Genomic DNA, 21294 nt, shown 5'->3' with positions numbered 1-21294 from the left:
GCCACCCCGGCGTGACCGGGGTGGCCTTCTCGCGTACTCGAATCAGGCGATCAGAAAGACGCCATCTTCTTCTTGAGGTTCTCGTCGAGCGCGCCGAGGAAGTCCTCGGTGGTCAGCCACGCCTGGTCCTTGCTGATCAGCAGGGCCAGGTCCTTGGTCATCTGACCGGCCTCGACCGTCTCGATGACGACCTCTTCGAGCGCCTCGGCGAAGCGGATCACCTCGGGGGTGTTGTCCAGCTTGCCGCGGTGCATGAGGCCACGGGTCCACGCGTAGATCGACGCGATGGGGTTCGTGGAGGTCGGCTTGCCGGCCTGGTGCTGGCGGAAGTGACGCGTCACGGTGCCGTGCGCGGCCTCGGCCTCGACCGTCTTGCCGTCCGGCGTCATCAGGACCGACGTCATGAGGCCGAGCGAGCCGAAGCCCTGCGCGACCGTGTCGGACTGGACGTCACCGTCGTAGTTCTTGCACGCCCAGACGTAGCCGCCCTCCCACTTCATGGCCGCTGCGACCATGTCGTCGATGAGGCGGTGCTCGTAGGTCAGGCCGGCGGCGTCGAAGTCCGCCTTGAACTCGGCGTCGAACACGGCCTGGAAGATGTCCTTGAAGGCACCGTCGTAGGCCTTGAGGATCGTGTTCTTCGTCGACATGTAGACGGGGTAGCCCCGCTGCAGGCCGTAGGAGAACGAGGCGCGGGCGAAGTCCTCGATGGACTTGTTGTAGTTGTACATGCCCATCGCCACACCGCCCTCCGCCGGGAACTCGGTGACGACGTGCTCGATCGGGTCCGAGCCGTCCTCCGGCTGGAACGTGATCGTGAGCTTGCCGGCGCCGGGCACCTTGAAGTTGGTGGCCTTGTACTGGTCACCGTGGGCGTGACGGCCGATGATGATCGGCTTCGTCCAGCCCGGGACCAGCCGCGGGACATTGGAGATGATGATCGGCTCGCGGAAGACGACACCGCCGAGGATGTTGCGGATCGTGCCGTTCGGCGAGACCCACATCTTCTTGAGGCCGAACTCCTCGACGCGCGCCTCATCAGGCGTGATCGTGGCGCACTTGACGCCGACGCCGTGCTTCTTGATGGCGTTCGCGGCGTCGATCGTGACCTGGTCGTCGGTGGCGTCCCGGTGCTCGATGCCCAGGTCGTAGTACTCCAGAGTGACGTCCAGGTACGGGTGGATCAGCTTGTCCTTGATGAACTGCCAGATGATCCGGGTCATCTCGTCGCCGTCGAGTTCGACGACGGTGCCCTGAACCTTGATCTTGCCCATAACCCTGGGCGCTCCTCTCGCGACGATGCAAGCAAGACAAGCGTACTGGTAAACCGCCCACCCGCGCCTGCGACCCTGGTTACACCGATTCAGGGTTGCGGTCGGTCGACCGGCTCACGTGCTCCCACTTGTCGATTTCCGCATTCCGTGCCTGGTCTGCCAGGCGCACCATATCCACCGCGTCGCTGCCGAGCAGAAGACACAGGGGCGGCTCGTCCATGGCTACCACGTCGAGCATGACCTTCGCCGCCTTGGCTGGATCGCCGGGCATGTTGCCGTCCGCGCCGCGGACCATGCCCAGCAGTACCCCGACAGTCGGAACGTAGTCCGGTCCGTGCCCGGTCACCACCAGAGAGCTCCCGGTCCAGTCCGTCTGCATGCCGCCGAGCTCGATCAGCGTCGACCGGACCCCGAACGGCGCGCACTCGGCGGCCAGCGACTCGTTGAACCCGCGCAGCGCGAACTTCGACATCACGTACGGCCCGAGCCCGCCACCGAGCGCGGTGTGGCCCGCGGTCGAACCGGCGTGCAGGAAGTGCCCGGAGCGTTGCGCGCGGAGCACCGGCAACGCGGCACGGGTGACGTTGACCGCGCCCCACAGGTTGACCTCGACCTGGTCGCGGAAGTCCTCCTCGGAGCACTCCTCGATCGACGTCACGCGGCCGGCGCCCGCGTTGTTGAACACCACGTCGAGCCGGCCGAACTCGCGCACCGCGGTCGCCACGGCCTCGCGCGCCTGGTCCGCGTTTCTCACGTCGAGTGCAACAGATCTGACCCGATCGCCGTGTTGAGAGACGAGGTCGTCGAGATCGCGCGGATTCCTGGCGGTGGCGACGACCTGGTGCCCGGCGGCGAGAACGGCCTCCGCGGTCTTGCGGCCGACGCCACGCGAACTGCCGGTGATGAGCCAAACCTGTGCCATGTCCGTGCTCCTTCGGATGGAGATGGTTGTCCGGACATATGGAGTTCTGGCACGGGCACCTGATATCGGCGACTACTGTTTTCACCGACGGGTGATCACTAGAAGGGGCGTAAGTGTCAACTGGGCCAACACATGCGATGAGTGGACTGCTCGCCTGGAGCGCCGTCACCGCACTCGCGTCGAGTCACCCGATCGGCCAGCTCTCGCCGCAGAGCTGGGCCGTTGGGGCAGTTCTTGCTACTGGAGCGGCACTTCTGCCCGACCTCGACCATCCCGGTTCGACCATCTCGCGCACGTTCGGAGCACTGAGCGGCGGGCTGTCCGCGGGCATCAACGCGTTGAGCAGCTTCGTTTATCGGACGACACGGCTGAAACGAGATTCCAAGCGAGACGGCGGACATCGCGGTCTCACACACACGCTCGTCTTCGCGTTGTTCGCCGCCGTCTTCACCGCCGCGGTCGTGCAGAACAGCCAGAAGTGGGCGCTGCCGGTGCTCATGTTCGTGTTCGCCGGTCTCGCCGTGCGCGGCATCATGAACGACTGGTGCCCCAAGCAGGACGCGCTGTGGATCACCGTGGTGTCGGCGGGGATCACCTGGGCGATGATCGCGTGGACCTCGCAGACGGACGCATCCGCTGCGGCGTGCGGGATCGCGGTCGGCATCGGGTGCTTCGCACACTACATCGGGGACGCGATCACCGAGCAGGGCTGCCCGATCCTGTGGCCGATCCCGATCATGGGCAAGACCTGGTTCCCGGTCGCGCCGCCGAAGATCATGCGGATGAAGACCGGCGGTGTCGTCGAGATGGCGGTCGTCGGTCCGATCGTGACGGTCCTCTCGATCTGGCTGGGACTCGCGGCGTTGCAGGCGACGGGCGCGCTGCCGTTCCTGAGCTGGGTCGACCTCCTTCCGATCTAGTTCATTCGCAGTCCACCTGGGGCTCATCCGATCGCTCTAACCTCCACGAACCCCAATCCGGTGCGTGGAGGTCAGCCGTGTCCGAAGTAGCCCGCAGACGGTTCCTGCAGGGAGCCGGCGTGCTCGGTGTGGCCGGTGCACTGGGCACCGGGACGGCGTCGGCTTCGAATCGCCGGTACCAGTGGCTTTCCGGCGACCACCACACGCACACGCAGTACTCGTACGACGGCATGTACACCGTCGAGCAGCAGATCCGCGGTGCGTTGCGGCACGGCACGGACTGGCTCGTGGTGACCGACCACGGCCACGCGTCGCACGAGGCGCACTCCGTCGAGGCGACCGCCGCCGACCTCCAGCGCGCACGGAAGAAGTTCCCGCAGCTGCTGCTGTGGCACGGCATGGAGTGGAACGTTCCCGGTGCCGAGCACGCCACGGTGTTCTTCGAGGACTGCCGGGACGAGGCCGGGGTGCTGCGCGACTTCGAGCGGCAGTTCGACTGGCGGCTCAACGGGCAGGAGGCGTCGAGCCCCGCCAACGAGCGCAAGGCGCTGGACGCGATCCGGTTCCTCCAGACCAAGATCCGCAACGGCACGATGAAGTCCGCGCTGGTGGTCGTGAACCACCCGATGCGCAACGGCCGGGTGGCGCCGTACGAGCTGCGGAACATGCGCGACCTGGCACCCGACATCGTTGTCGGCATGGAAGGTGCGCCCGGCGCGCAGGGCGACGGCGACCCGTTGCGCGGTCCTGGCGGCCATCGCGGCGGCTACGCGAACAGCCCCGGTTCGAACTCCTACGCGCCCTACCCGCCCGAGGCCTACAAGACCTACGGCGGCTTCGACTGGATGACCGCGAAGGTCGGCGGTGTGTGGGACTCACTGCTGGCCGAGGGGCTCGGCTGGTGGATCACGTCGAACTCGGACTCGCACTTCAACTCGCGCGACACGATCGTCCGCGTGCCGGAGCCCGGCGACCAGTTCGACCTGACCGGCAAGCACCTCGACGCGGTCCAGGGCGCCGTGCCTCAGGTGTTGCCGCCGTACGTCGACTTCTTCCCGTGCGAGTTCTCGCGGACCGTCGTCGGCGCGACGCGGCGCACGCGCGGTGCCGTGATGGAGGGTCTGCGAGCCGGACGGGCGTGGGTTTCGCACGGCGGACTCGTCGATGATCTTCAGTTCAACGTTTACGCATCCGGCGGAACCGAGACGATGGGCGGCCGTCTGCGCGTGCGTCGCGGTTCGGACGTGACCGTGCTGGTCAAGGCACGTCTCGCGACTCGCCCCAACAGCGCCGGATTCATCCCCAGGTTGCGCCGTTTGGACCTCATCAAGGGCGCGGTAACCGGACGATCATCATCTGAAACGTTGGCCACGCCACATGTGAAGGTCGAGCGATCCTACGAGCCGCGCTGGCACTATGCGGTCTTCACGCACACGTTCCGCAACGTCCGGGAGCCCTTTTTCCTCCGGTTGCGCGGAACCGACGGCAACCGCGGCGCGTTCGACCCGCAGGCGGACACACCCGGAGCCGCGAACCCGTGGGAGGACCTGTGGTGCTACACCAACCCGATCTTCGTGGAGGTCAGGTGACCAGCACCTTCGTCGGCATCGACGCCGGCTACGAGAACCGCTGGGAAGCGGAGAAGATCGCGATCGAGTTGCACGACACCGTGCTGACGACGGCCCGAACGGTCGTCGTGCACGAGGTCGAGGACCACTACGCGATGTCCTTCCTCCTGCCAGTTCCCCCGTCCGACGCAGTGGTGAACTCACTGGTCGCACAGGGATTCGGCGTTGCCGTACGCGGTGCGTCTTCAGCACGTCAGGTAGGTCCGGAGGCGCTTCGAGTAGGCGCCTCCACTGCTGCTGAGGCACACCAGTACCGCCGCGAGGGGCGTGCTCTTCGCTATCAAGGCCAACGGTCGTTGCGCGGCCGTCACGGCGTGTCGGACATCCTCGCGTTCACGGCCATAGAGGCCGTTCTGCCGCGCGGAACCCACACCGTCGACACGCGCGGGAACCTCACGCCGTTCTTCCGCGACGGCAAGTTGGTGCTGGTCATCGACTAGGTTCGCGGGTGTGCGTGACATCGCTGTCTTCAGTGGTTCTGCCCATCCCTCACTCGCCGCCGAGATCTGTGGTCATCTCGGTGTCGAACTCTCCCCCAGCCGGCTGACGCGGTTCGCCAACGACTGCCTCGAGGTGCAGTTGCAGGCGAACTGCCGTGAGCGGGACGTGTTCCTGATCCAGCCGCTCGTGCCGCCGGTGCAGGAACACCTGGTCGAGCTCCTGCTGATGCTCGATGCCGCGCGTGGTGCCTCCGCCGCGCGCACGACCGTCGTTCTGCCGCACTACGCGTACGCGCGTTCGGACAAGAAGGACGCGCCCCGGATCTCGATCGGCGGCCGCCTGGTCGCCGACCTGATGGTGGCCGCGGGCGCGTCGAGAGTGCTCGCGATGACGTTGCACTCGCCGCAGGTGCACGGGTTCTTCTCGGTGCCCGTCGACCACCTGCACGCGTTGCGCGAACTGGCCGAGCACTTCTCGCAGTACGACCTGACGAACACCGTCGTGGTGTCGCCGGACCTCGGCAACGCCAAGGAGGCCGCGCACTTCGCGCGGATCCTCGGGCTGCCGGTCGCGGCCGGGGCCAAGCAGCGGTTCGCGGACGACAAGGTGCAGATCTCGACGGTCATCGGTGACGTGGCCGGGCGGGACGTGATCGTGCTGGACGACGAGATCGCCAAGGGCTCGACGGTGATCGAACTGCTGGACAAGCTGCGCGAGCGCGGCGCCGGGTCGATCCGGGTCGCGTGCACGCACGGGCTGTTCTCGTCCGGGGCGCTGGACCGGTTGCAGGCGTTCGACGACGTGCTGGAGATCGTCGCGACCAACACCGTGCCGATCCCGGCCGAGAAGGCGGTGCCCAAGTTGAAGGTGCTGTCGATCGCGCCGGCGATGGCCGAGGCGATGCGGCGGATCAACGTCGGCGAGTCGGTGTCGACCCTGTTCGAGGCTCCGTAGGCCCTGTCCTGCAAGTTCGTCAGGTGACAGGCGCGGGCGAGCGACCCGGAGACGGTGCCGCCGCGATGCCCTCATACCGGGCGTATCCGGGCATTGCGGCGGTGCCGTCTCCGGGTCCCTCGGCTGCCACTGTCGCCCGACGGACTTGCAGGACAGGGCCTGCTCACTTGAGGTGCGCGAGTGCCCTGATCAGCCGGTCACCGACGTCGGCCGGTCCGGGCATCTTGCGCACCACGGCCCGTTGGTGCGCGAGGCCGTGCAGGCCCAGCCACAACGCCACGGAGTCGCCGTAGAGGTCATCGCTGCCGTGCGCGATGCCTTCTTCTACGCACGCGCCCAGCACCTCCACCAGCAGCGTGAACGCCTCCACGCCCAACGCGTCGAGGTCGGCGTCGGTGATCGAGGTGTCCTCGGTCGACGGCGTCCACAGGCCGCCGAACATGATCCGGTAGCGCTGCGGGTGCACGCGCGCGAAGTCCAGATAGGCGTTGCAGACCGCGAACAGCCGGGCGCGCGCGCCAGGCGGTGCGTTGTCGCCTGCTTCCTTTAGAGCCGCGGTGAGCGTGTCCATCTCCTGCTGAACGACGGCCAGCATGATCGACGGCTGGTCGGCGAAGTGCGGGTAGATCGACGGGGCCGCGATGCCCGCCTTGCGCGCGACCGAGCGGAGGGTGACCGCGCGTTCGTCGCCGCCCTCGTCCAGCAGCGCGACGGCCGCCGCGATGATCTCGTCCCGCAGTTTCCCACCCTCACCCCGGCGGTTGCGCCTGCGCGGTTCCGTGTTCGTCACGGCCGTAACCATACACCTGAAAGTTTATGGGTGTTAGGCCTTGCGCTCTTAGACTTACGGGCGTTAGCTTATGTCCGTAAGCACAACCGGAACCAAGGAGCTGGACATGAACGCCACGACCGCTGTCACCCGCGCCACCGAGATCGTCCTGCCGGGCGTCGTCGAGCCCGCCGGCCTGCAGGTGCAGGTCAGGGACCTGCCCGCGCCGGGCGCCGGTCAGGTCGTCCTGCGGATGGACGCCACGGGCGTCTCGTTCGCGGAGCAGCAGATGCGCCTCGGCAAGTACTTCGACCAGCCCGCGTTCCCGTTCGTGCCCGGTTACGACGTGGTCGGCACGGTCGTCGGGACCGGCGCGGGCGTCGACCGGGACCTGCGCGGCCACCGGTTCGCCGTGGTCACCAAGGTCGGCGGGTGGGCGAGCCACCTGATCGTCGAGGCCGCCGACCTGGTGCCGGTGCCGGACGGGGTGGACGCGGCCGCCGCCGAGACCGTCGTCGTCAACGGCGTCACGGCCTGGCAGATGATGTACCGGACCGCGAAGGTCAAGCGCGGCGACACGATCGTCGTGCTCGGTGCGAACGGCGGCGTCGGGTCGACGTTGGTGCAGCTCGCCCGCCACGCCGGGATCAGGGTCATCGGCACGGCCTCCGCCCGCCACCACGACGCGGTGCGCGAACTCGGCGCGATCCCCGTCGACTACCGCGACCCGAACCTGTACGCCAAGATCCGCGAGTTGGCGCCCGAGGGTGTCGACGCCGTGTTCGACCACGTCGGTGGGCCCGCGCTGCACGACTCGTGGCGACTGCTGCGCCGCGGTGGTGCGCTGGTCAACTACGGTTCGGCGGCCACCAAGGACGAGCCGGGCAACGCGATGCTGCCGGTGCTCAAGCTGTTCGGTCAGCTCGCGCTGTGGAACTTCCTGCCCAACGGCAAGCGCGCGGGCTTCTACAACTTCTGGGCGGGCAAGCGCTTCCGCCCCGCCGCGTTCCGCGCCCGCCTCGCCGAGGACCTCACGCAGGTGTTGCAGCTGGTCAAGGCCGGTGTGCTGACCGCGCAGATCGCCGCGCGCATCCCGTTGTCCGAGGCGGGTTCGGCGCTCGCGCTGGCCGAGTCGCGCACGGTGCTGGGCAAGGTCGTCATCGTCCCGGAGCCGTGACCGGGCCTGGCTGCCGCCAGGAGATCGTGGCGGCGGCGACCGCCCTGATCGACGCGGAGCACGCCGTGACGCTGCGGGCCGTGTCCCGGGCGGCCCGAGTGCCGACCTCCGCGATCTACCAGCAGTTCCCCGATGTTCCGGCGATCTTGCTCGCCGTGTGCCACGAGGCCTTCCGCGATCTCGAAGCCGCCGTTCTCGGCGCATCCGACGCCTACGCCGCAGGCCTCGCCTATCTCGACTTCGCCGTCCTGCACCCCCGCCGCTACCGCGTGATGTTCGGGGCGGCCGATCTTTCCGCCTCGGCGTTGCGGCTGTTCACCAGGGTCCTTTCCGACCCGGACCGCGCTTTGACGTTCTGGCTCGGCCTGCACGGCCTCGCCGACCAGCGCGCCTCGATCCGCCGCTCACCGCAGTTCACGGTCATCGCACCACGCCTGATCCACTCACTCGTCTGCCAGGAGTCGTCATGAACGCCACCGCCCTGCCCGCCACCGCCGCTTCCGCTTCGGCTTCCGCCGAGGTCGACAACCGCGCCGCCTACCTGGGGTTCGCGTTCGCCTACGTCTTCGGCCACGGCGCCGCGCTGCTGTCGAAGTCCGGCGCCGTGGTGATGCCGTCGTGGCTGCCGATCGCGTTGCTGGCGTTCGGTCTCGTCGTCGGCACCGCCTTCGCCATGACCGCGTCGCTGCGGGCCCAGAAAGTCGCCTCCGAAGCACGCCGACGAGCCGAGAAGCTCGTGGGCACGGCCTGGATCAGCGGCTTCACCGCGCTGGCGTTAGCGGTGACGGGCCTGAGCACGGTGTTCGACCAGCCCGAGCTCCAGACCGTGCTGTGGCCCGCCGGCTCGACCATCGTCGTGGGCCTGATCTACATCGCCGAGGGCGCGATCCGCGGCAACGCCCTGCACTACAACCTGGGCACGTGGCTGATGCTGGTCGCCGCCGCGACGCTGTTCGTCCCCGGCGCCGGGTTCTTCGGGGTGCTGGCCGTGCTCGGCGGCGGCGCGTACCTCGTGGCGGCGTTCCTGGAGCGCCGACGCCTTGCCGCGTAAAGCTTCTACAGCTGCACTCGCACCGTGACGCGGCCCTTGTCGTCACGGTGCGATGTCGCGTGTCCGGTCCGTTGCGCACCATCGAGTTCGAGCGTGAGCGGACCACCCTCGCCGTTGAAGTTGCGCCACCACGACTTCGCGTCCGGCATCATCACCTGGATGTTCACGGTGTCACCTTTGCGTTGGTAGCCAACGGGTGTGGTGAACGTGCGCCCCGACTTGCGGCCCGTGTACGACACGACGGTGATCCCCTTGCGCACCAGCTTCCCGACCAGCGGCGCGTCGCGCAGCCCGACGATCAGCTTGTTGACGCGGTTCACGATCGGGCTCTTGAAGTTCATGGTTCCGACCGTAGCCTCGTAAGTGGAGAACCCCCTCCACTTGAGCCGAAGTGAGAAGAAGTGACCGCCGAACCGTCTCAGATGCGGGCCGACGCCCGGGAGAACCGGGCGCGCGTGCTGGCCGTCGCCCGCGACCTGTTCGCCGAACGCGGCCTGGAGGTGCCGATGGCCGCGATCGCCCGGCGCGCCCAGGTCGGCGTCGCCACCCTGTACCGGCGCTTCCCCACCAAGGAATCGCTGGTCATGGAGGCCTTCGCGGAGCAGTTCGCGGTGTGCCAGGCCGTCATCGACGACGCGTTGCGCGACCCCGACCCGTGGCGCGGCTTTTCCACCGTGATCGAGAAGGTGTGTTTGTTGCAGGCGTCTGACCGTGGGTTCACCGCGGCGTTCACAGCGTCGTTCCCCGAACTGCACTCCGAGGTGCGTGACCGCACGTGGGAGGACTTCGGCGCGTTGGTGCAACGTGCGAAGGACAGCGGGCAGCTGCGCGCGGACTTCTCGCCGCACGACCTGACGCTGGTGCTGCTGGCCAACGCCGGGTTGTCCGGCGTGCCGGTGGAGGCCGCGATGGCCGCGTCGCGCCGACTGGTCGCGTACCTGCTGGAGTCGTTCCGGAGTGGCACGGACGTTCTGCCGCCGCCCGTGCCACTGAGTTTGGACTTGGTGCTCTCCTAGCCGGGATGCGCGCCGACGGTGTCGCGGATCATCGCGCCGAGGTCCGCCGAGCCCATGCGCGCGCAGTGGGCGCAGCAGAAGAACTTGCCCTCCACCTCCACGCCGTGCCCGATCACGCGGCAGTCGCAGTGCTCGCAGCGCGGCGCAAGCCGTTGGATCGCGCACTCGAAGCTGTCGAACGTGTGCACGCCGCCGCCGACGGTGCGCACCTCGAAGGCCATCCAGTACTCGTTGCCACAGACGTCACAGGTCGCCATGCGCGGAAGACTGCGGCAGGTCAGGCGGGTCGGCAACTCGAACGTCGAGCCGCGCGACCAGCGTCTTCGGGGCGATCACCCGATAGGCGTCCTCGACGAGGTCCGCGACGACGTCCCAGTTCGTCGGCACGTCGAGGTACACGCCGAGCCAGCCGCGGTGGCCGACGTAGGGCGGGCGGAAGTAGTTCTGCGGGGCCTGGGCGATCAGGGTTTCCTGGACGCCCTCGCCCGCCGCGCACCAGAACGCGCTGCGGTCGTCGTGGTGGTGGTCGGCCAGCGTCACGAAGGTCTTCTTGCCTCGGACGAACCACGTGGGCTCGCCGTGGCTCAGGCGTTCGGTCACCTCGGGGAGGGCGAGGCAGAGACGTCGCAGGTGCTCGAGTGCGTCCACTCCGCCATCCTGCGCCACTTCACGCGCTTTGGCACCGCCCGTAAACCGTCTACAAAGGACGTTGCGAGGGAATGCGGTAGCCCCTTTTCTGAGCGGGACCGGCCGGATTCGAACCGGCGTTCTCCCTCCGTCCCGGAGGGCGCGTCGACCACTGCGCTACAGGCCCCTTTGCCACCGCCCCTTCACACTAGTCGGGGAAGTCCGGGCCGTATGCCCTGCGAAAGTGTTGGACCCAATAAGGTTCACGGACCAACCTCGAACTGGACGGTGTCGTGCCAGGGATCGACTACTACGAGTTGCTCGGTGTCAACCGGGGCGCCAGTGCCTCGGAGATCAAGTCGGCCTACCGCTCTCTCGCCAAGGTCATGCACCCCGACGCGGGTGGGACGTCTGGCAGCTTCCGCTTGCTCCAGGAGGCCTACGAGACGCTGAAGGACCCGGTCCGCCGCGCCGACTACGACCGCCCCGCGCCCTCGGGGCCCACGATCGTCCGCCCCGCCGCACGCCCCCGACCTCGCCGAACAGGCCACCCGGGCAGGCTGCGCGACTTCGGCGACGACCCGAACTACATGGCGCCGCGCCCGCGAGTCGACCTGGGCTCGATGGAGTGGTGGAACCGCATCGACCTGGGCGCGCGCGTCCGCTACGTCCCCGCCACCGGCCTCGGCCACGCCCCCGCGGCGGCCGCGATCGGTGGGTGGTTCGTCCTGCTCATCCCGTTGACGCTCCCCCTCTCCCCCCTCCTGCTGGCCGTCTGGCTACCGCTCGTCGCGGGCGCCGGTTACGGGGCGTTCCGACTGGTGCGCCGCTACCTGGCCGTCTTCCGAGCCGAACGGGCGTTCGCGGGCGAGTACGACGGGAACACCATCTTCGGCCGTCCGGGTGAAAACAGACGCGAACGGCTGACCGCCGGATTGCTCACGGAGTACATGACCCAACTACCGGGCGTGCGCATCTTCCACGGCCTCGCCTGGCCAGGCTCCGTCTTCACCGACGTCGACCACGCCCTGCTGTGCGGCCGCCGCCTGGTCCTCATCGAGTCGAAGTCGTGGCTCCCCGGCCACTACTACTGCGACGAGGACGGCGAACTGTGGCGCAACGGCCACCCGTTCCGCGGCGGCTCCTCGTCGCTGCTCGACAGCGTGGAGCGGTTCGCCGAGTTGCTGCCGTGGCTGGAGATCCGCGGCGCCGTGATCGTCTACCCGAGCCGGGCCGGCGAGGTCACGTGCGACGACGACCTCGACTACGAGGTGCCGCCGATGACGCCGGAGCAGTTCGTCGACGAGATGGGCGACTGGCTGGCCGATGATCCGGCGACGGTGGACCGGGAGGCGTTGCGGGTGCTGGTGCGGCAGGTGGTGTCCGAGGTGCGGGTGGCCGGGGCCTGAGCGCTCCTCGCACCAGAATTCGTGCCGGTCGGCTCCGCGTGACACCATTCCCGCATGACCCGCACGGTGTGCCTCGCGCAGAACCCCGACGCGGACGCACTCCTCGCGTCGGACATGTTCGCCCTGTTGACCGGGATGCTACTGGACCAGCAGATCCCGATGGAGAAGGCCTTCTCCGGTCCCAAGGTCCTCGCCGACCGCATGGGCGGGCTGGACGTCCACCGCATCGCCGAGGCCGACCCCGAAGCGTTCGCCTCGATCATGGCCACGCCGCCCGCCGTGCACCGGTTCCCCGGCAGCATGGCCAAGCGGGTGCAGGCGATGGCGCAGTTCGTGGTCGAGACGTACGACGGGGACGTCACGAAGATCTGGGCCGACGGGGACGGCGCCGCGGTGTTCAAGCGGCTCAAGGCGTTGCCCGGGTTCGGGGAGCAGAAGGCCAAGATCTTCCTCGCCCTTTTGGGCAAGCAGTTCGAGGTCACGCCGGAGGGGTGGCGGGCGGCTGCGGGGAGCTACGGGGACGAAGGAAGTCGACGTAGCGTGGCTGACGTGCGCGATTCGAAGTCGTTGCTCGAGGTGCGCGACTTCAAGAAGGCCGCGAAGGCCGCCGCCAAGAAGTAGCCAGGAAGTTCATCGTCTGGTCCACTGGTCGAACGCCGCCTGCCAGACCGGAGTGCGATCTTGAGCGCTTCGGGAGAGAAGGGGCGTTTCCGTTGCGCATCAAGACGATTGGTGTCCTCACGGTCCTCACGCTGGGACTGACCGTCAACACCGCCGACGCCGCTACGGCGTGGCCTGGTGCTGCGGCCACGCAGACGGCTGACGGGTCGAACGTGTTCGGCAAGAACCTCAGCGGGGTGTCGTTCGAGAGCCAGGGCGTGGTGTGGGCCGTGAAGAACGGGCCCTCGACGCTGTACCGGCTGGTGCCGAACGGGAGTGCGTGGAAGGTCGAGTCCAAGCGGTCGCTGAAGTTCCGCAACGGCAAGGGTGACCCGGACGCCGAAGGCGTCGTGAGCACGCCGGACGGGTTGTTCGTCGTCAGCGAGCGGGACAACGACAACGGGGACGTCAGTTCGCCGATGGTGCTCAAGATCGGGAGCAACTCCACCACCACCGAGTGGAAGTTGCCGGGGATGCCTTCGGTGGAGCCCAACGAAGGGCCCGAGGGGATCTCCTGGATTCCCGACTCGTTCCTGACGGCGCAGGGGTTCAAGGACGACGCCGGCAAGGTCTACAACCCTGCTGACTACCCGAGCCACGGGACCGGGCTCTTCGCGGTCGGGCTGGAGGCGACGGGTGGGATCTTCCTCTACGCCTTGCAGGACACCGGGGCGAAGCTGGTCGCCAAGTTCGCCAGTGGGCAGAAGCAGGTCATGGACCTGGAGTGGGAGAACGACAGGCTCTGGGCCGGCTGCGACGACAACTGCAGCGGGCGGGCCACGACCCTCGCCATCACGAACGGCAAGTTCCAGGTCAAGGCGACTTACGACCGGCCGTCCAAGTTGCCGAACGTGAACCTCGAAGGCTTTGCCATCGCGCCGACGTGCGTCAACGGCAAGAAGACGGTGTTGTGGACGGACGACGACAACACCAAGAGTCACGCCCTGCACACGGGCTCGTTGAACTGCACGGCCTAGCGGAAAAGTGTCGGGGTGCGGAACTAAGCTGCGCCGCGTGACCGCACCCCACATTCCCGGCCTGACCGCTCTGAGACCGCTGGGAGCGGGCGGGTTCGCCACGGTGTACACCGCTCACCAGGCACAACTCGGGCGCGACGTGGCCGTGAAGATCGACAACCGGGTTCTCGTCGACGAACGGGACCGGCGGCGGTTCCTGCGAGAGGCGCAGGCCGCGGCCAAGTTGTCGGGGCATCCGCACGTCGTCGGGGTGCACGACGCGAACATCACCGCGCAGGGCACGCCGTACATCGTCATGGAGCTGTGCACGGGCGGGTCGCTCGCCGACCAGCTCGACAACAACGGGCCGTTGCACCCCGATCAGGTGCGGGATCTCGGCATCAAGCTGGCGGACGCGCTGGCGGCCGCGCATCAGGCCGGGGTGCTGCACCGGGACATCAAGCCCGGCAACATCCTCGTCGACCGGTACGGGACGCCGAAGCTCGCGGACTTCGGGCTCGCGGCGTTGCTCGACGCGCAGGGCGGCAGCACGGTCACGCGGGACGCCCTGAGCCCGAGTTACGCGCCGCCCGAGGCGTTCGCGATGGCCGACCCGACGCCGCAGGCGGACGTCTACAGCCTCGCCGCCACGCTCTACACGTTGCTCGCGGGCAAGCCGCCGCGGCCGGTGCCGTGGCCGATCACGTCGTTCGACCAGCTCGGCGAGATCCTGCGCCGGCCCGTGCCCGCGGTGCCGGGGGTGCCCGCCGCGTTGCACGAGGCTTTGGCGCGGGCGCTGCACCCGGACGCCAACCTGCGCACGCCCAGTGCCGCGCAGCTGCGGGACGAGCTGGTGGACCCGATGCGGATGCCGACGGTGCCGGTTCCGCCGCCGCCCAAGCGGAAGACGTGGCCACTGGTAGCGGCCGCCGCCGGGCTCACCGCCGTGATCGTGGCGGGCGTGCTCATCTGGAACCCCTTCGGCGGAGACCAGAAGACGAACGCGCAGGGTGCCGGGCCGTCGACCACGCAGCAGGGCGGTGCCGAGGACCTCCCGCCGTACCTCAAGAAGTGCGACTCCGGGTTCTGCATCGAGACGTCGACCTGCTTCCGCGGGATCACGAACATCGGCGGCATGCCTGCGGTCGCGCGCAAGGTCAGCAGCTGCTCCGACCTGCACTACTGGGAGGCGTTCGCCGGCGGCTGGCTCTCCGGCGAGATCCCGGCGGTCGACTCGGACGAGCTGATGGCGTCACCCGAGCTGAAGGACGTCTGCACGGCCGCGGTGATGAAGGCCAACTCGCGGCCGACCGTGGACACGACCGGCTGGGAGATGAGCGCCGTCGGGTTCAAGGACGGCAGCCGCAACTACTTCCTCTGCCTCGCGTCGCAGCCGGAGGCGGGCGAGGTCGTCACCAGCGCGTTCGGGAGCTGAGAAAATCCACTTGCGACGGTCACTAACGTAGACCGACGTGCGTGTTCACGCCGATTTGATCATTGCCGGCTTCCGAAGGTATTCGACCTACCGACAAGCGATGCTGGCCGGAATGACCACGAACGTGGTCTTCGGCCTGCTGCGGGTCGCCGTTCTCGTCGCCGCTCTCAAAGCGGCGAACGGCGAGATCGCCGACTACGACGTCGCTGCCGCCAACACGTACGTCTGGATCGGGCAGGGGCTGCTCGGGTTCGTCCTGTTGTGGGGAACCAACGAGCTCGCCGAGCGAGTGCGATCCGGTGACGTAGTAGTAGATCTGTACAGGCCGTGGAACCTGCAAGGCGCCCTCCTCGCGGAGGACGTCGGGCGGAGCGGGTACGCGCTGATGACGCGTCTCGTGCCGCCGATGGTGTTCGGCATGGTGCTTTTCCCGTTCCAGTTCCCGCAGAACGCGGTCCAGTGGCCGTTGTTCGCCCTCAGCGCGCTCATCGCACTGGTGATCAGCTTCGGCTTCCGGTTCCTCATCGACATCAGCTCGTTCTGGTTGCTCGACAACCGGGGGCTGTACGGGTTCTGGAACGTCTCGTCGGGCCTGCTGTGCGGCCTGACGGTGCCCATCTCGTTCTTCCCGGAGTGGGCGCGCGAGGTGCTCTGGCTGACGCCGTTCCCGGCGATCCTGCAGGCACCGATCGACGTGTTCCTCGGGCACGGCAACCCGGCCAGGATCCTTGCGCTGCAGGCGTTCTGGGCCGTGGCGATCATCGCGATCGGCCAGTTCGCGCTGAGCCGCGCCGTGCGGAAGGTGGTGCTGCAGGGTGGCTGAGACCATCTACCCCAGGCTGATCGGCGCGCGCCTGAAGAGCCAGATGTCGTACCGGGCGTCGTTCGCGATGGACTTCGTGACGCAGGTGCTGGCCCAGGGCTACGAGCTGATCGTCATCCTGATTTTGTTCACCCAGATCGACGCGCTCGGCGGCTTCTCGAAGAACGAGGTGCTGCTGATGTACGCGTTCGCGGGGGCGGCGTTCGGCGTCGCCGACCTGTTCGCGGGGCAGCTCGACAACCTGCCGACCTACATCCGCACCGGCAGCTTCGACGTGCTGCTGATGCGGCCGCTCCGGCTGTTGCCGCAGATCATGTGCTCCGACATCCGACTGCGCAGGATCGGGCGCATCAGCGGCGCGCTCGCGGTGCTGTTCTACGCGCTCGCGCACGTCGACGTCGCGTGGTCGCCGGCCAAGGTGCTGCTCACCGTGCTCACGCCGATCGCGGGCGCGGTCATCTACAGCGCGGTGTGGGTGGTGGCCTGCTCGATCTGCTTCTGGATCGTCGAGGGCCGCGAGTTCGCGAACGCGGTCACCTACGGCAGCAACGCCTTCACGTCGTATCCGATCAACGTCTACTCCCGGCCGCTGCGCTGGGTGATGGCGTTCATCGTGCCGGGGGCGTTCGTCGCGTACTACCCGAGCCTCGCGCTGCTCGAGAAGCAAGATCCGATCGGCCTGCCGGGCTGGGTCGGCTGGACATCACCGCTCGTCGCGGCGCTGGCGGCGGGGGTCGCCGCGCTGGTGTGGCGGTTCGCGGTCAGGCACTACCGGGGGACGGGATCATGATCGAGGTCAGGGAGCTCCGCAGGGAGTTCAAGGTCGCCACGTCGAAAGGCCTGCGGCGCAACTACAAGACGGTCACCGCGGTCGACGGCGTCACGTTCGACGTGCAGGCGGGCGAGGCCGTCGGGTACGTCGGGCCGAACGGCGCCGGCAAGTCCACGACGATCAAGATGCTGACCGGGATCCTGGTGCCGTCGAGCGGCCACATCAAGGTGCACGGCGTCGACCCGTCGCGGCAACGGCGTGATCTCGCCAAACGCATCGGCGTCGTGTTCGGCCAGCGCAGCCAGCTCTGGTGGGACCTGCCGTTGAAGGACAGCTTCGACCTGCTCAGGTCCATCTACCGGGTGTCCGCGGAGGACTACCGCAAGAGGCTCGACGAGTGCGTCGAACTCCTTGGCCTGCAAGAGCTTCTGATCACCCCGGTGCGGCAGCTCTCGCTGGGGCAACGGATGCGCGGCGAGATCACCGCCGCGTTGCTGCACGCCCCGGAACTCCTGGTGCTGGACGAGCCGACGATCGGCCTGGACCTCGAGTCGAAGGAACGCCTGCGGGAGTTCCTCGCGGACCTCAACACCCGCCGCGGCACGACGTTGCTGCTCACCACGCACGACCTGGACGATATCGAACGCCTCTGCCCGCGGCTGATGGTGATCGACCACGGCCGGGTGCTCGCCGACGGTCCGCTCGACGACCTGCGGGCCGAGGTCACCCCGGAGAGAGTGCTGGTCATCGACCTGAGTGAACCCGGACCGGCGCCGGACGTCCCTGGAGTAACGGCGGTGCGCAGCGAGGCGAACGGATTGCGCCACCACCTCACGTTCAGGAGAGCGGAGACGACGGCGGCCCAGTTGATCACCCAGGTGGTGCGGCAGGTGGAGGTCCACGACCTCGCCGTCGTGGAGCCGGAAATCGACGACGTCATCCGCAAGCTCTACCAACGCCAACTCGATCAACCAGTTACTCGGTAGAGTTGTATACAACGAAACCGGACACATCGGGCATAGGAGAGCGAATGCGCCTTGTTGGAACGCTGGCAGCGGTTGCCCTCGCGCTGGGCAGCCTCACGGCCTGCGACACGATCCAGGGCGTCAGCGACACCGCGGACAAGGTGAAGCTGTGCGCCGACGCGATCCAGCTCGTGGGCTTCTCGCCGGACATGAGCGACCCCCAGAAGGCTCTGGAGGAGACTCAGGCCAAGGCGAAGGAGTTGGAGACCCTCGCGGGCTCCGCGCCGGACGAGCAGGTGAAGAAGGCGCTCGAAGAGGCCGCGAACGGCATGCAGAACGTCAGCTCGGCGGCGGACTGGGTGCAGCAGAAGGCGGACCTCGTCGCGAAGGTCTCCTCGGCTTGCGGCGGATGAGCACTTGAGCCCTGTTGCGCACCTCCGGCGGCGGCCTAGGCTTTAGGCCTACCTCAAGCCGCACACCGGAGGTGTCGCAGCCCATGCAAGCCACAGTGGGTGACAGGCTCCACGTCCACAGCCGTTCCATCGGACTCGAGGAGCGCCTCGGCGAGATCCTCGAAGTCCGCGGGAGCGACGGACACCCGCCCTACCTCGTCAGGTTCAACGACGGGCACGAAGGGCTGGTGTTCCCCGGGCCCGACTGCGTCGTCGAGTCCAGGGGGACGGTCTAACCGAGGACGGTCGCGATGAGCTCCTCGGCCAGCTGAGGAGTCGCGGCCGCCACCCCCGACCACCGGTGGGTCAGGTCGGGTTCGAACGTGAACGGCCGCCCGTGCAGGTCGACCAGCACCCCGCCCGCCGCGGGGACGGTGACCAGCGCCGTCGCGAGGTCCATGATCCGGTGCGTGTCACTGCCGGGGTCGATGAACGCGTCGACCGTGCCCTCCGCGACGAGCATGGTCTCCAGGCAGGTCGTGCACAGCACGCGGATCCGGTCGGCCCGGTTCGCGACGCGCAGCCACGCGTCCTGAGTGCCTGTCTTGGGGCGCATCAAGCACACCGACGCGCCGTCCAAAGTGGTGCGTCCGGTGGTGCGGAACGACGTCGGCACTCCTGCGCGCGCGTGCCACGCACGGCCCGTGTCGAACCACGTCGTGAGGGCTTCCTTCGCGGTGCCGTCTTCCACGAGCGCACCGGCGAAGCAAGAGAGAGGAACGCCGAACGCGGCGTTCGCGGACCCGTCGACCGGGTCGATGACCAGGGTGATGGACGAGCCGTTGTCGACGAATCCCGCCTCTTCGGAGAGCAGGTTCACGCGATTGCGGTGGATGGACTCCAGGATCGCGTCCTCGACGATGCGGTCGACGCGCATCGTCGGTGTTCCGTCGGCGCCGTCCGCGACTTCCTCGCGGAGTTCCAGACGCGTGTGCAGAGATCGGGCGCGTCCGTACGCCGCCGACGCCGCACGGGCGGCGTCAGCGAGCGCAGGATGCACGTCATCGGAAAGCTGTGGCTGGGGCACGTCCCATGGAATGCGCACGTGCCCCACACTGCCACGATTTAGATCAGGCCGAGACCCTTGACCGCGTCGCGCTCCTCGACGAGCTCGGCGACCGAGGCGTCGATGCGGCCGCGGGAGAACTCGTCGATCTCCAGGCCCTGGATGATCTCGTACTTGCCGTCCGCGCACTTGACCGGGAACGACGAGATGATGCCCTCGGGCACGCCGTACGAGCCGTCCGACGGGATGGCCATCGAGGTCCACTCGGTGCCGTTGACCCAGTCGTAGATGTGGTCGATGGCGGCGTTGGCGGCCGAAGCAGCCGACGAAGCGCCACGGGCCTCGATGATCGCCGCGCCGCGCTTGGCGACGGTCGGGATGAAGTCGTTCTCGAGCCACGCCTGGTCGTTCACGGCCTCGGCGGCGGTCTTGCCACCGACCTTGGCGTGGAACAGGTCCGGGTACTGGGTGGCCGAGTGGTTGCCCCAGATCGTCATGTTCTCGATGTCGGTGACCGCGACGCCGAGCTTCTTCGCGAGCTGCGAGAGAGCGCGGTTGTGGTCCAGACGCGTCATCGCGGTGAAGCGCTCGCGCGGAACGTCCGGCGCGTGCTGCTGGGCGATGAGGGCGTTGGTGTTGGCCGGGTTGCCGACCACGAGGACCTTCACGTCGTCAGCGGCGCCGGCGTTGATCGCCTCGCCCTGCGGCTTGAAGATGCCACCGTTGGCCTCGAGCAGGTCGCCGCGCTCCATGCCCTTGGTGCGGGGGCGGGCGCCGACGAGCAGGGCCACGTTCACGCCGTCGAACGCGGTCTTCGCGTCGTCGGTGATCGTGATTCCCTTGAGCAGCGGGAAGGCGCAGTCGTCGAGCTCCATCGCGGTGCCCTCGGCGGCCTTCAGCGCCGGCGTGATCTCCAGCAGCCGCAGGTTGACCGGGGTGTCCGGGCCGAGCAGGTGGCCGGAAGCGATGCGGAACAGCAGTGCGTAGCCGATCTGGCCGGCGGCACCGGTGACAGTGACGTTCACGGGCGTGCGGGTCATGAGCCTTCCCGAATGACGATCGTCCTCGTTGACGTCGGGCAGGTCGCCCGGCGACCCGCACGTTACCAACACGTGGCCGGTGGCAGAGTGTGAGAGTGGACAACCCCGACGAAGAGTTCGCGCCCGAGATCGGCGAGGACTACTCCGACGCCAACCTGCCCGATCAGCAGTGGGACAAGCGGTCCTTCACCGACTGCGACTTCACCGAAGCCGACCTCCGCTCACTGGTCACGAGCGGGTGCACGTTCACCCGCTGCGACTTCACCCGGACGGACCTCGGCGAGTCGAAGCACCACGCGACGGCGTTCCGGCAGTGCACTTTCGACCGCACCGTGCTGACGCGGTCGACGTTCAACTCGTGCAGCCTCATGGGATCGAACTTCGTGGACTGCGTGCTGCGGCCCGTCACGTTCGTGGAGGTGGACTTCACGCTCGCGTCGTTCGTGAAGGCGCCGCTGCACGACCTGAAGCTGGGCGGGCAGCGGTTCCGGGAGACGAACCTCAGCGAGGCCGACCTGCGCAACACCGACCTGAGCGGCGCGGACCTGATGGGCGCGCGGTTGCTGGACGCCAAGCTGGACGGCGCGGACCTGCGCGGGGCGAAGATCGACGCGAACGGGCTCCGGCAGGCCAAGCTCGCCGGAGCCCTGATCGACATCGACACCGCCATCGCATTTGCGGCGGCTTATGGACTAGTGGTGTCGTGACTTGATGCGCACGGACGGGTGGATGCGCACGGCCATCTCCCCGTCCGCGTACTCCACGACGACATGGGACTCGCCGGCGCCGGACCTCACCGGCATCCGCGTCGCGCCCTCGTCGTAGAGGTCGACCAGGACGTCATCACAGCGGAACCACCGCACCCGCACGGAGGCGGAGTGCTCGTCGAACGAGAGCAGCACGTCCTCGATCCGGACGGCCTTGATCCACGGCTCGCAGCCGGGCTCAGAGCGTGAGGTGTGGCCGGGACCCCGCGGATCCCGGCCACACCTCACGC

Annotated in this window: 27 protein-coding genes and 1 tRNA gene; 18 read left to right on the top strand and 10 right to left on the bottom strand. The window is 68.1% G+C overall.

Annotated elements, in window-relative coordinates; genetic code table 11:
- Positions 1-50: 50 nt before the first annotated feature.
- Positions 51-1274 carry an NADP-dependent isocitrate dehydrogenase gene (locus tag JNUCC0626_RS37730; RefSeq protein WP_394615453.1) on the bottom strand — a complete coding sequence of 408 codons (1224 nt, stop codon included), beginning with the start codon at positions 1272-1274 and terminating at the stop codon, positions 51-53.
- A 79-nt stretch (positions 1275-1353) separates the two neighbouring features.
- Complete coding sequence (locus tag JNUCC0626_RS37725) at positions 1354-2196, bottom strand: SDR family NAD(P)-dependent oxidoreductase (protein WP_394615452.1); 843 nt, start codon at positions 2194-2196, stop codon at positions 1354-1356.
- Positions 2197-2309: 113 nt separating this feature from the next.
- On the opposite strand from JNUCC0626_RS37725, the gene JNUCC0626_RS37720 reads away from it, so the two are divergent.
- From JNUCC0626_RS37720 to JNUCC0626_RS37705, 4 genes are all read left to right on the top strand, one after another.
- On the top strand, positions 2310-3116 hold the full coding sequence (locus JNUCC0626_RS37720) for a metal-dependent hydrolase (protein ID WP_394615451.1): 807 nt from the start codon (positions 2310-2312) through the stop codon (positions 3114-3116).
- A 77-nt stretch (positions 3117-3193) separates the two neighbouring features.
- Positions 3194-4705, top strand: a complete 1512-nt coding sequence (locus JNUCC0626_RS37715) for a PHP domain-containing protein (protein ID WP_394615450.1) — start codon at positions 3194-3196, stop codon at positions 4703-4705.
- A complete protein-coding gene (locus JNUCC0626_RS37710; protein WP_394615449.1) occupies positions 4702-5184 on the top strand; it encodes a hypothetical protein in 483 nt (160 codons plus the stop codon). The genes JNUCC0626_RS37715 and JNUCC0626_RS37710 overlap by 4 nt, the downstream gene beginning before the upstream one ends.
- Before the next feature lie 10 nt (positions 5185-5194).
- On the top strand, positions 5195-6139 hold the full coding sequence (locus JNUCC0626_RS37705; RefSeq protein WP_382438807.1) for a ribose-phosphate diphosphokinase: 945 nt from the start codon (positions 5195-5197) through the stop codon (positions 6137-6139).
- 163 nt (positions 6140-6302) lie between these two features.
- On the opposite strand, the gene JNUCC0626_RS37700 is transcribed toward JNUCC0626_RS37705, so the two are convergent.
- On the bottom strand, positions 6303-6929 hold the full coding sequence (locus JNUCC0626_RS37700; protein ID WP_394615448.1) for a TetR/AcrR family transcriptional regulator: 627 nt from the start codon (positions 6927-6929) through the stop codon (positions 6303-6305).
- A 106-nt stretch (positions 6930-7035) separates the two neighbouring features.
- Between JNUCC0626_RS37700 and JNUCC0626_RS37695 the strand changes: the two genes are divergently transcribed.
- From JNUCC0626_RS37695 to JNUCC0626_RS37685, 3 genes are read left to right on the top strand one after another with little or no spacing between them, the layout of a single operon-like run.
- The gene (locus JNUCC0626_RS37695) at positions 7036-8085 is read left to right on the top strand and encodes a medium chain dehydrogenase/reductase family protein (protein ID WP_394615447.1); all 1050 of its coding nucleotides are present in this window, start codon (positions 7036-7038) and stop codon (positions 8083-8085) included.
- On the top strand, positions 8082-8555 hold the full coding sequence (locus JNUCC0626_RS37690) for a TetR/AcrR family transcriptional regulator (RefSeq protein ID WP_394615446.1): 474 nt from the start codon (positions 8082-8084) through the stop codon (positions 8553-8555). Before JNUCC0626_RS37695 ends, JNUCC0626_RS37690 begins: the two co-directional genes overlap by 4 nt.
- A complete protein-coding gene (locus JNUCC0626_RS37685) occupies positions 8552-9136 on the top strand; it encodes an ABC transporter permease (protein WP_394615445.1) in 585 nt (194 codons plus the stop codon). Before JNUCC0626_RS37690 ends, JNUCC0626_RS37685 begins: the two co-directional genes overlap by 4 nt.
- A 5-nt stretch (positions 9137-9141) precedes the next feature.
- Here the strand turns inward: JNUCC0626_RS37685 and JNUCC0626_RS37680 are convergent, their stop codons facing one another.
- On the bottom strand, positions 9142-9477 hold the full coding sequence (locus tag JNUCC0626_RS37680) for a nitroreductase/quinone reductase family protein (RefSeq protein WP_394615444.1): 336 nt from the start codon (positions 9475-9477) through the stop codon (positions 9142-9144).
- 60 nt (positions 9478-9537) lie between these two features.
- Between JNUCC0626_RS37680 and JNUCC0626_RS37675 the strand changes: the two genes are divergently transcribed.
- Complete coding sequence (locus JNUCC0626_RS37675) at positions 9538-10152, top strand: TetR/AcrR family transcriptional regulator (protein WP_394615443.1); 615 nt, start codon at positions 9538-9540, stop codon at positions 10150-10152.
- Here JNUCC0626_RS37675 and JNUCC0626_RS37670 read toward each other — a convergent pair.
- The 3 genes from JNUCC0626_RS37670 to JNUCC0626_RS37660 form a co-directional block, all read right to left on the bottom strand.
- Positions 10149-10409 carry a hypothetical protein gene (locus JNUCC0626_RS37670; protein ID WP_030478439.1) on the bottom strand — a complete coding sequence of 87 codons (261 nt, stop codon included), beginning with the start codon at positions 10407-10409 and terminating at the stop codon, positions 10149-10151. The two genes, JNUCC0626_RS37675 and JNUCC0626_RS37670, sit on opposite strands and share 4 nt — an antisense overlap.
- Complete coding sequence (locus tag JNUCC0626_RS37665) at positions 10396-10800, bottom strand: MmcQ/YjbR family DNA-binding protein (RefSeq protein WP_394615442.1); 405 nt, start codon at positions 10798-10800, stop codon at positions 10396-10398. Before JNUCC0626_RS37665 ends, JNUCC0626_RS37670 begins: the two co-directional genes overlap by 14 nt.
- Before the next feature lie 93 nt (positions 10801-10893).
- Positions 10894-10967: transfer RNA gene (locus tag JNUCC0626_RS37660), tRNA-Pro, on the bottom strand.
- Positions 10968-11072: 105 nt separating this feature from the next.
- Between JNUCC0626_RS37660 and JNUCC0626_RS37655 the strand changes: the two genes are divergently transcribed.
- From JNUCC0626_RS37655 to JNUCC0626_RS37615, 9 genes are all read left to right on the top strand, one after another.
- Positions 11073-12188 carry a J domain-containing protein gene (locus JNUCC0626_RS37655; protein ID WP_394615441.1) on the top strand — a complete coding sequence of 372 codons (1116 nt, stop codon included), beginning with the start codon at positions 11073-11075 and terminating at the stop codon, positions 12186-12188.
- A gap of 54 nt (positions 12189-12242) precedes the next feature.
- Complete coding sequence (locus JNUCC0626_RS37650) at positions 12243-12809, top strand: HhH-GPD-type base excision DNA repair protein (RefSeq protein WP_394615440.1); 567 nt, start codon at positions 12243-12245, stop codon at positions 12807-12809.
- 92 nt (positions 12810-12901) lie between these two features.
- Complete coding sequence (locus tag JNUCC0626_RS37645) at positions 12902-13825, top strand: hypothetical protein (RefSeq protein WP_394615439.1); 924 nt, start codon at positions 12902-12904, stop codon at positions 13823-13825.
- Positions 13826-13862: 37 nt separating this feature from the next.
- Positions 13863-15239, top strand: a complete 1377-nt coding sequence (locus JNUCC0626_RS37640) for a serine/threonine-protein kinase (RefSeq protein ID WP_394615438.1) — start codon at positions 13863-13865, stop codon at positions 15237-15239.
- A 112-nt stretch (positions 15240-15351) separates the two neighbouring features.
- Positions 15352-16062, top strand: coding sequence for an ABC transporter permease (locus tag JNUCC0626_RS37635; protein ID WP_394615437.1), 711 nt, complete (start codon positions 15352-15354; stop codon positions 16060-16062).
- On the top strand, positions 16055-16852 hold the full coding sequence (locus tag JNUCC0626_RS37630; RefSeq protein WP_394615436.1) for an ABC transporter permease: 798 nt from the start codon (positions 16055-16057) through the stop codon (positions 16850-16852). Before JNUCC0626_RS37635 ends, JNUCC0626_RS37630 begins: the two co-directional genes overlap by 8 nt.
- Positions 16849-17820 carry an ABC transporter ATP-binding protein gene (locus JNUCC0626_RS37625; protein ID WP_394615435.1) on the top strand — a complete coding sequence of 324 codons (972 nt, stop codon included), beginning with the start codon at positions 16849-16851 and terminating at the stop codon, positions 17818-17820. Before JNUCC0626_RS37630 ends, JNUCC0626_RS37625 begins: the two co-directional genes overlap by 4 nt.
- Before the next feature lie 44 nt (positions 17821-17864).
- Positions 17865-18212: a hypothetical protein gene (locus JNUCC0626_RS37620; protein ID WP_285643238.1), complete on the top strand. Its 348-nt coding sequence runs from the start codon at positions 17865-17867 to the stop codon at positions 18210-18212.
- An 83-nt stretch (positions 18213-18295) separates the two neighbouring features.
- Positions 18296-18487, top strand: coding sequence for a DUF1918 domain-containing protein (locus JNUCC0626_RS37615; RefSeq protein WP_330853138.1), 192 nt, complete (start codon positions 18296-18298; stop codon positions 18485-18487).
- Here the strand turns inward: JNUCC0626_RS37615 and JNUCC0626_RS37610 are convergent.
- Positions 18484-19296, bottom strand: a complete 813-nt coding sequence (locus JNUCC0626_RS37610; RefSeq protein ID WP_394615434.1) for an inositol monophosphatase family protein — start codon at positions 19294-19296, stop codon at positions 18484-18486. The two genes, JNUCC0626_RS37615 and JNUCC0626_RS37610, sit on opposite strands and share 4 nt — an antisense overlap.
- Positions 19297-19316: 20 nt before the next feature.
- Entirely contained in the window at positions 19317-20297 is a 981-nt protein-coding gene (locus JNUCC0626_RS37605; RefSeq protein WP_394615433.1) for a malate dehydrogenase, read from the bottom strand.
- Between the two features lie 95 nt (positions 20298-20392).
- Between JNUCC0626_RS37605 and JNUCC0626_RS37600 the strand changes: the two genes are divergently transcribed.
- Entirely contained in the window at positions 20393-21004 is a 612-nt protein-coding gene (locus JNUCC0626_RS37600; RefSeq protein ID WP_394615432.1) for a pentapeptide repeat-containing protein, read from the top strand.
- Here the strand turns inward: JNUCC0626_RS37600 and JNUCC0626_RS37595 are convergent.
- The gene (locus tag JNUCC0626_RS37595) at positions 20990-21292 is read right to left on the bottom strand and encodes a hypothetical protein (RefSeq protein WP_394615431.1); all 303 of its coding nucleotides are present in this window, start codon (positions 21290-21292) and stop codon (positions 20990-20992) included. The genes JNUCC0626_RS37600 and JNUCC0626_RS37595 overlap by 15 nt on opposite strands.
- Between the last annotated feature and the right edge of the window lie 2 nt (positions 21293-21294).

This window comes from Lentzea sp. JNUCC 0626 (genome assembly GCF_043632865.1).
Lineage (GTDB): Bacteria > Actinomycetota > Actinomycetes > Mycobacteriales > Pseudonocardiaceae > Lentzea.
Note: the sequence above shows the minus strand (reverse complement) of the source record. Positions and strands in the feature narration are given on the sequence as shown.

Coding starts and splice junctions, on each gene's coding strand:
- JNUCC0626_RS37625 (WP_394615435.1), top strand. CDS start 16,849: ATGATCGAGGTCAGGGAGCTCCGCAGGGAGTTCAAGGTCGCCACGTCG.
- JNUCC0626_RS37695 (WP_394615447.1), top strand. CDS start 7,036: ATGAACGCCACGACCGCTGTCACCCGCGCCACCGAGATCGTCCTGCCG.
- JNUCC0626_RS37685 (WP_394615445.1), top strand. CDS start 8,552: ATGAACGCCACCGCCCTGCCCGCCACCGCCGCTTCCGCTTCGGCTTCC.
- JNUCC0626_RS37635 (WP_394615437.1), top strand. CDS start 15,352: ATGACCACGAACGTGGTCTTCGGCCTGCTGCGGGTCGCCGTTCTCGTC.
- JNUCC0626_RS37670 (WP_030478439.1), bottom strand. CDS start 10,409: ATGGCGACCTGTGACGTCTGTGGCAACGAGTACTGGATGGCCTTCGAG.
- JNUCC0626_RS37620 (WP_285643238.1), top strand. CDS start 17,865: ATGCGCCTTGTTGGAACGCTGGCAGCGGTTGCCCTCGCGCTGGGCAGC.
- JNUCC0626_RS37605 (WP_394615433.1), bottom strand. CDS start 20,297: ATGACCCGCACGCCCGTGAACGTCACTGTCACCGGTGCCGCCGGCCAG.
- JNUCC0626_RS37725 (WP_394615452.1), bottom strand. CDS start 2,196: ATGGCACAGGTTTGGCTCATCACCGGCAGTTCGCGTGGCGTCGGCCGC.
- JNUCC0626_RS37650 (WP_394615440.1), top strand. CDS start 12,243: ATGACCCGCACGGTGTGCCTCGCGCAGAACCCCGACGCGGACGCACTC.
- JNUCC0626_RS37680 (WP_394615444.1), bottom strand. CDS start 9,477: ATGAACTTCAAGAGCCCGATCGTGAACCGCGTCAACAAGCTGATCGTC.
- JNUCC0626_RS37615 (WP_330853138.1), top strand. CDS start 18,296: ATGCAAGCCACAGTGGGTGACAGGCTCCACGTCCACAGCCGTTCCATC.
- JNUCC0626_RS37730 (WP_394615453.1), bottom strand. CDS start 1,274: ATGGGCAAGATCAAGGTTCAGGGCACCGTCGTCGAACTCGACGGCGAC.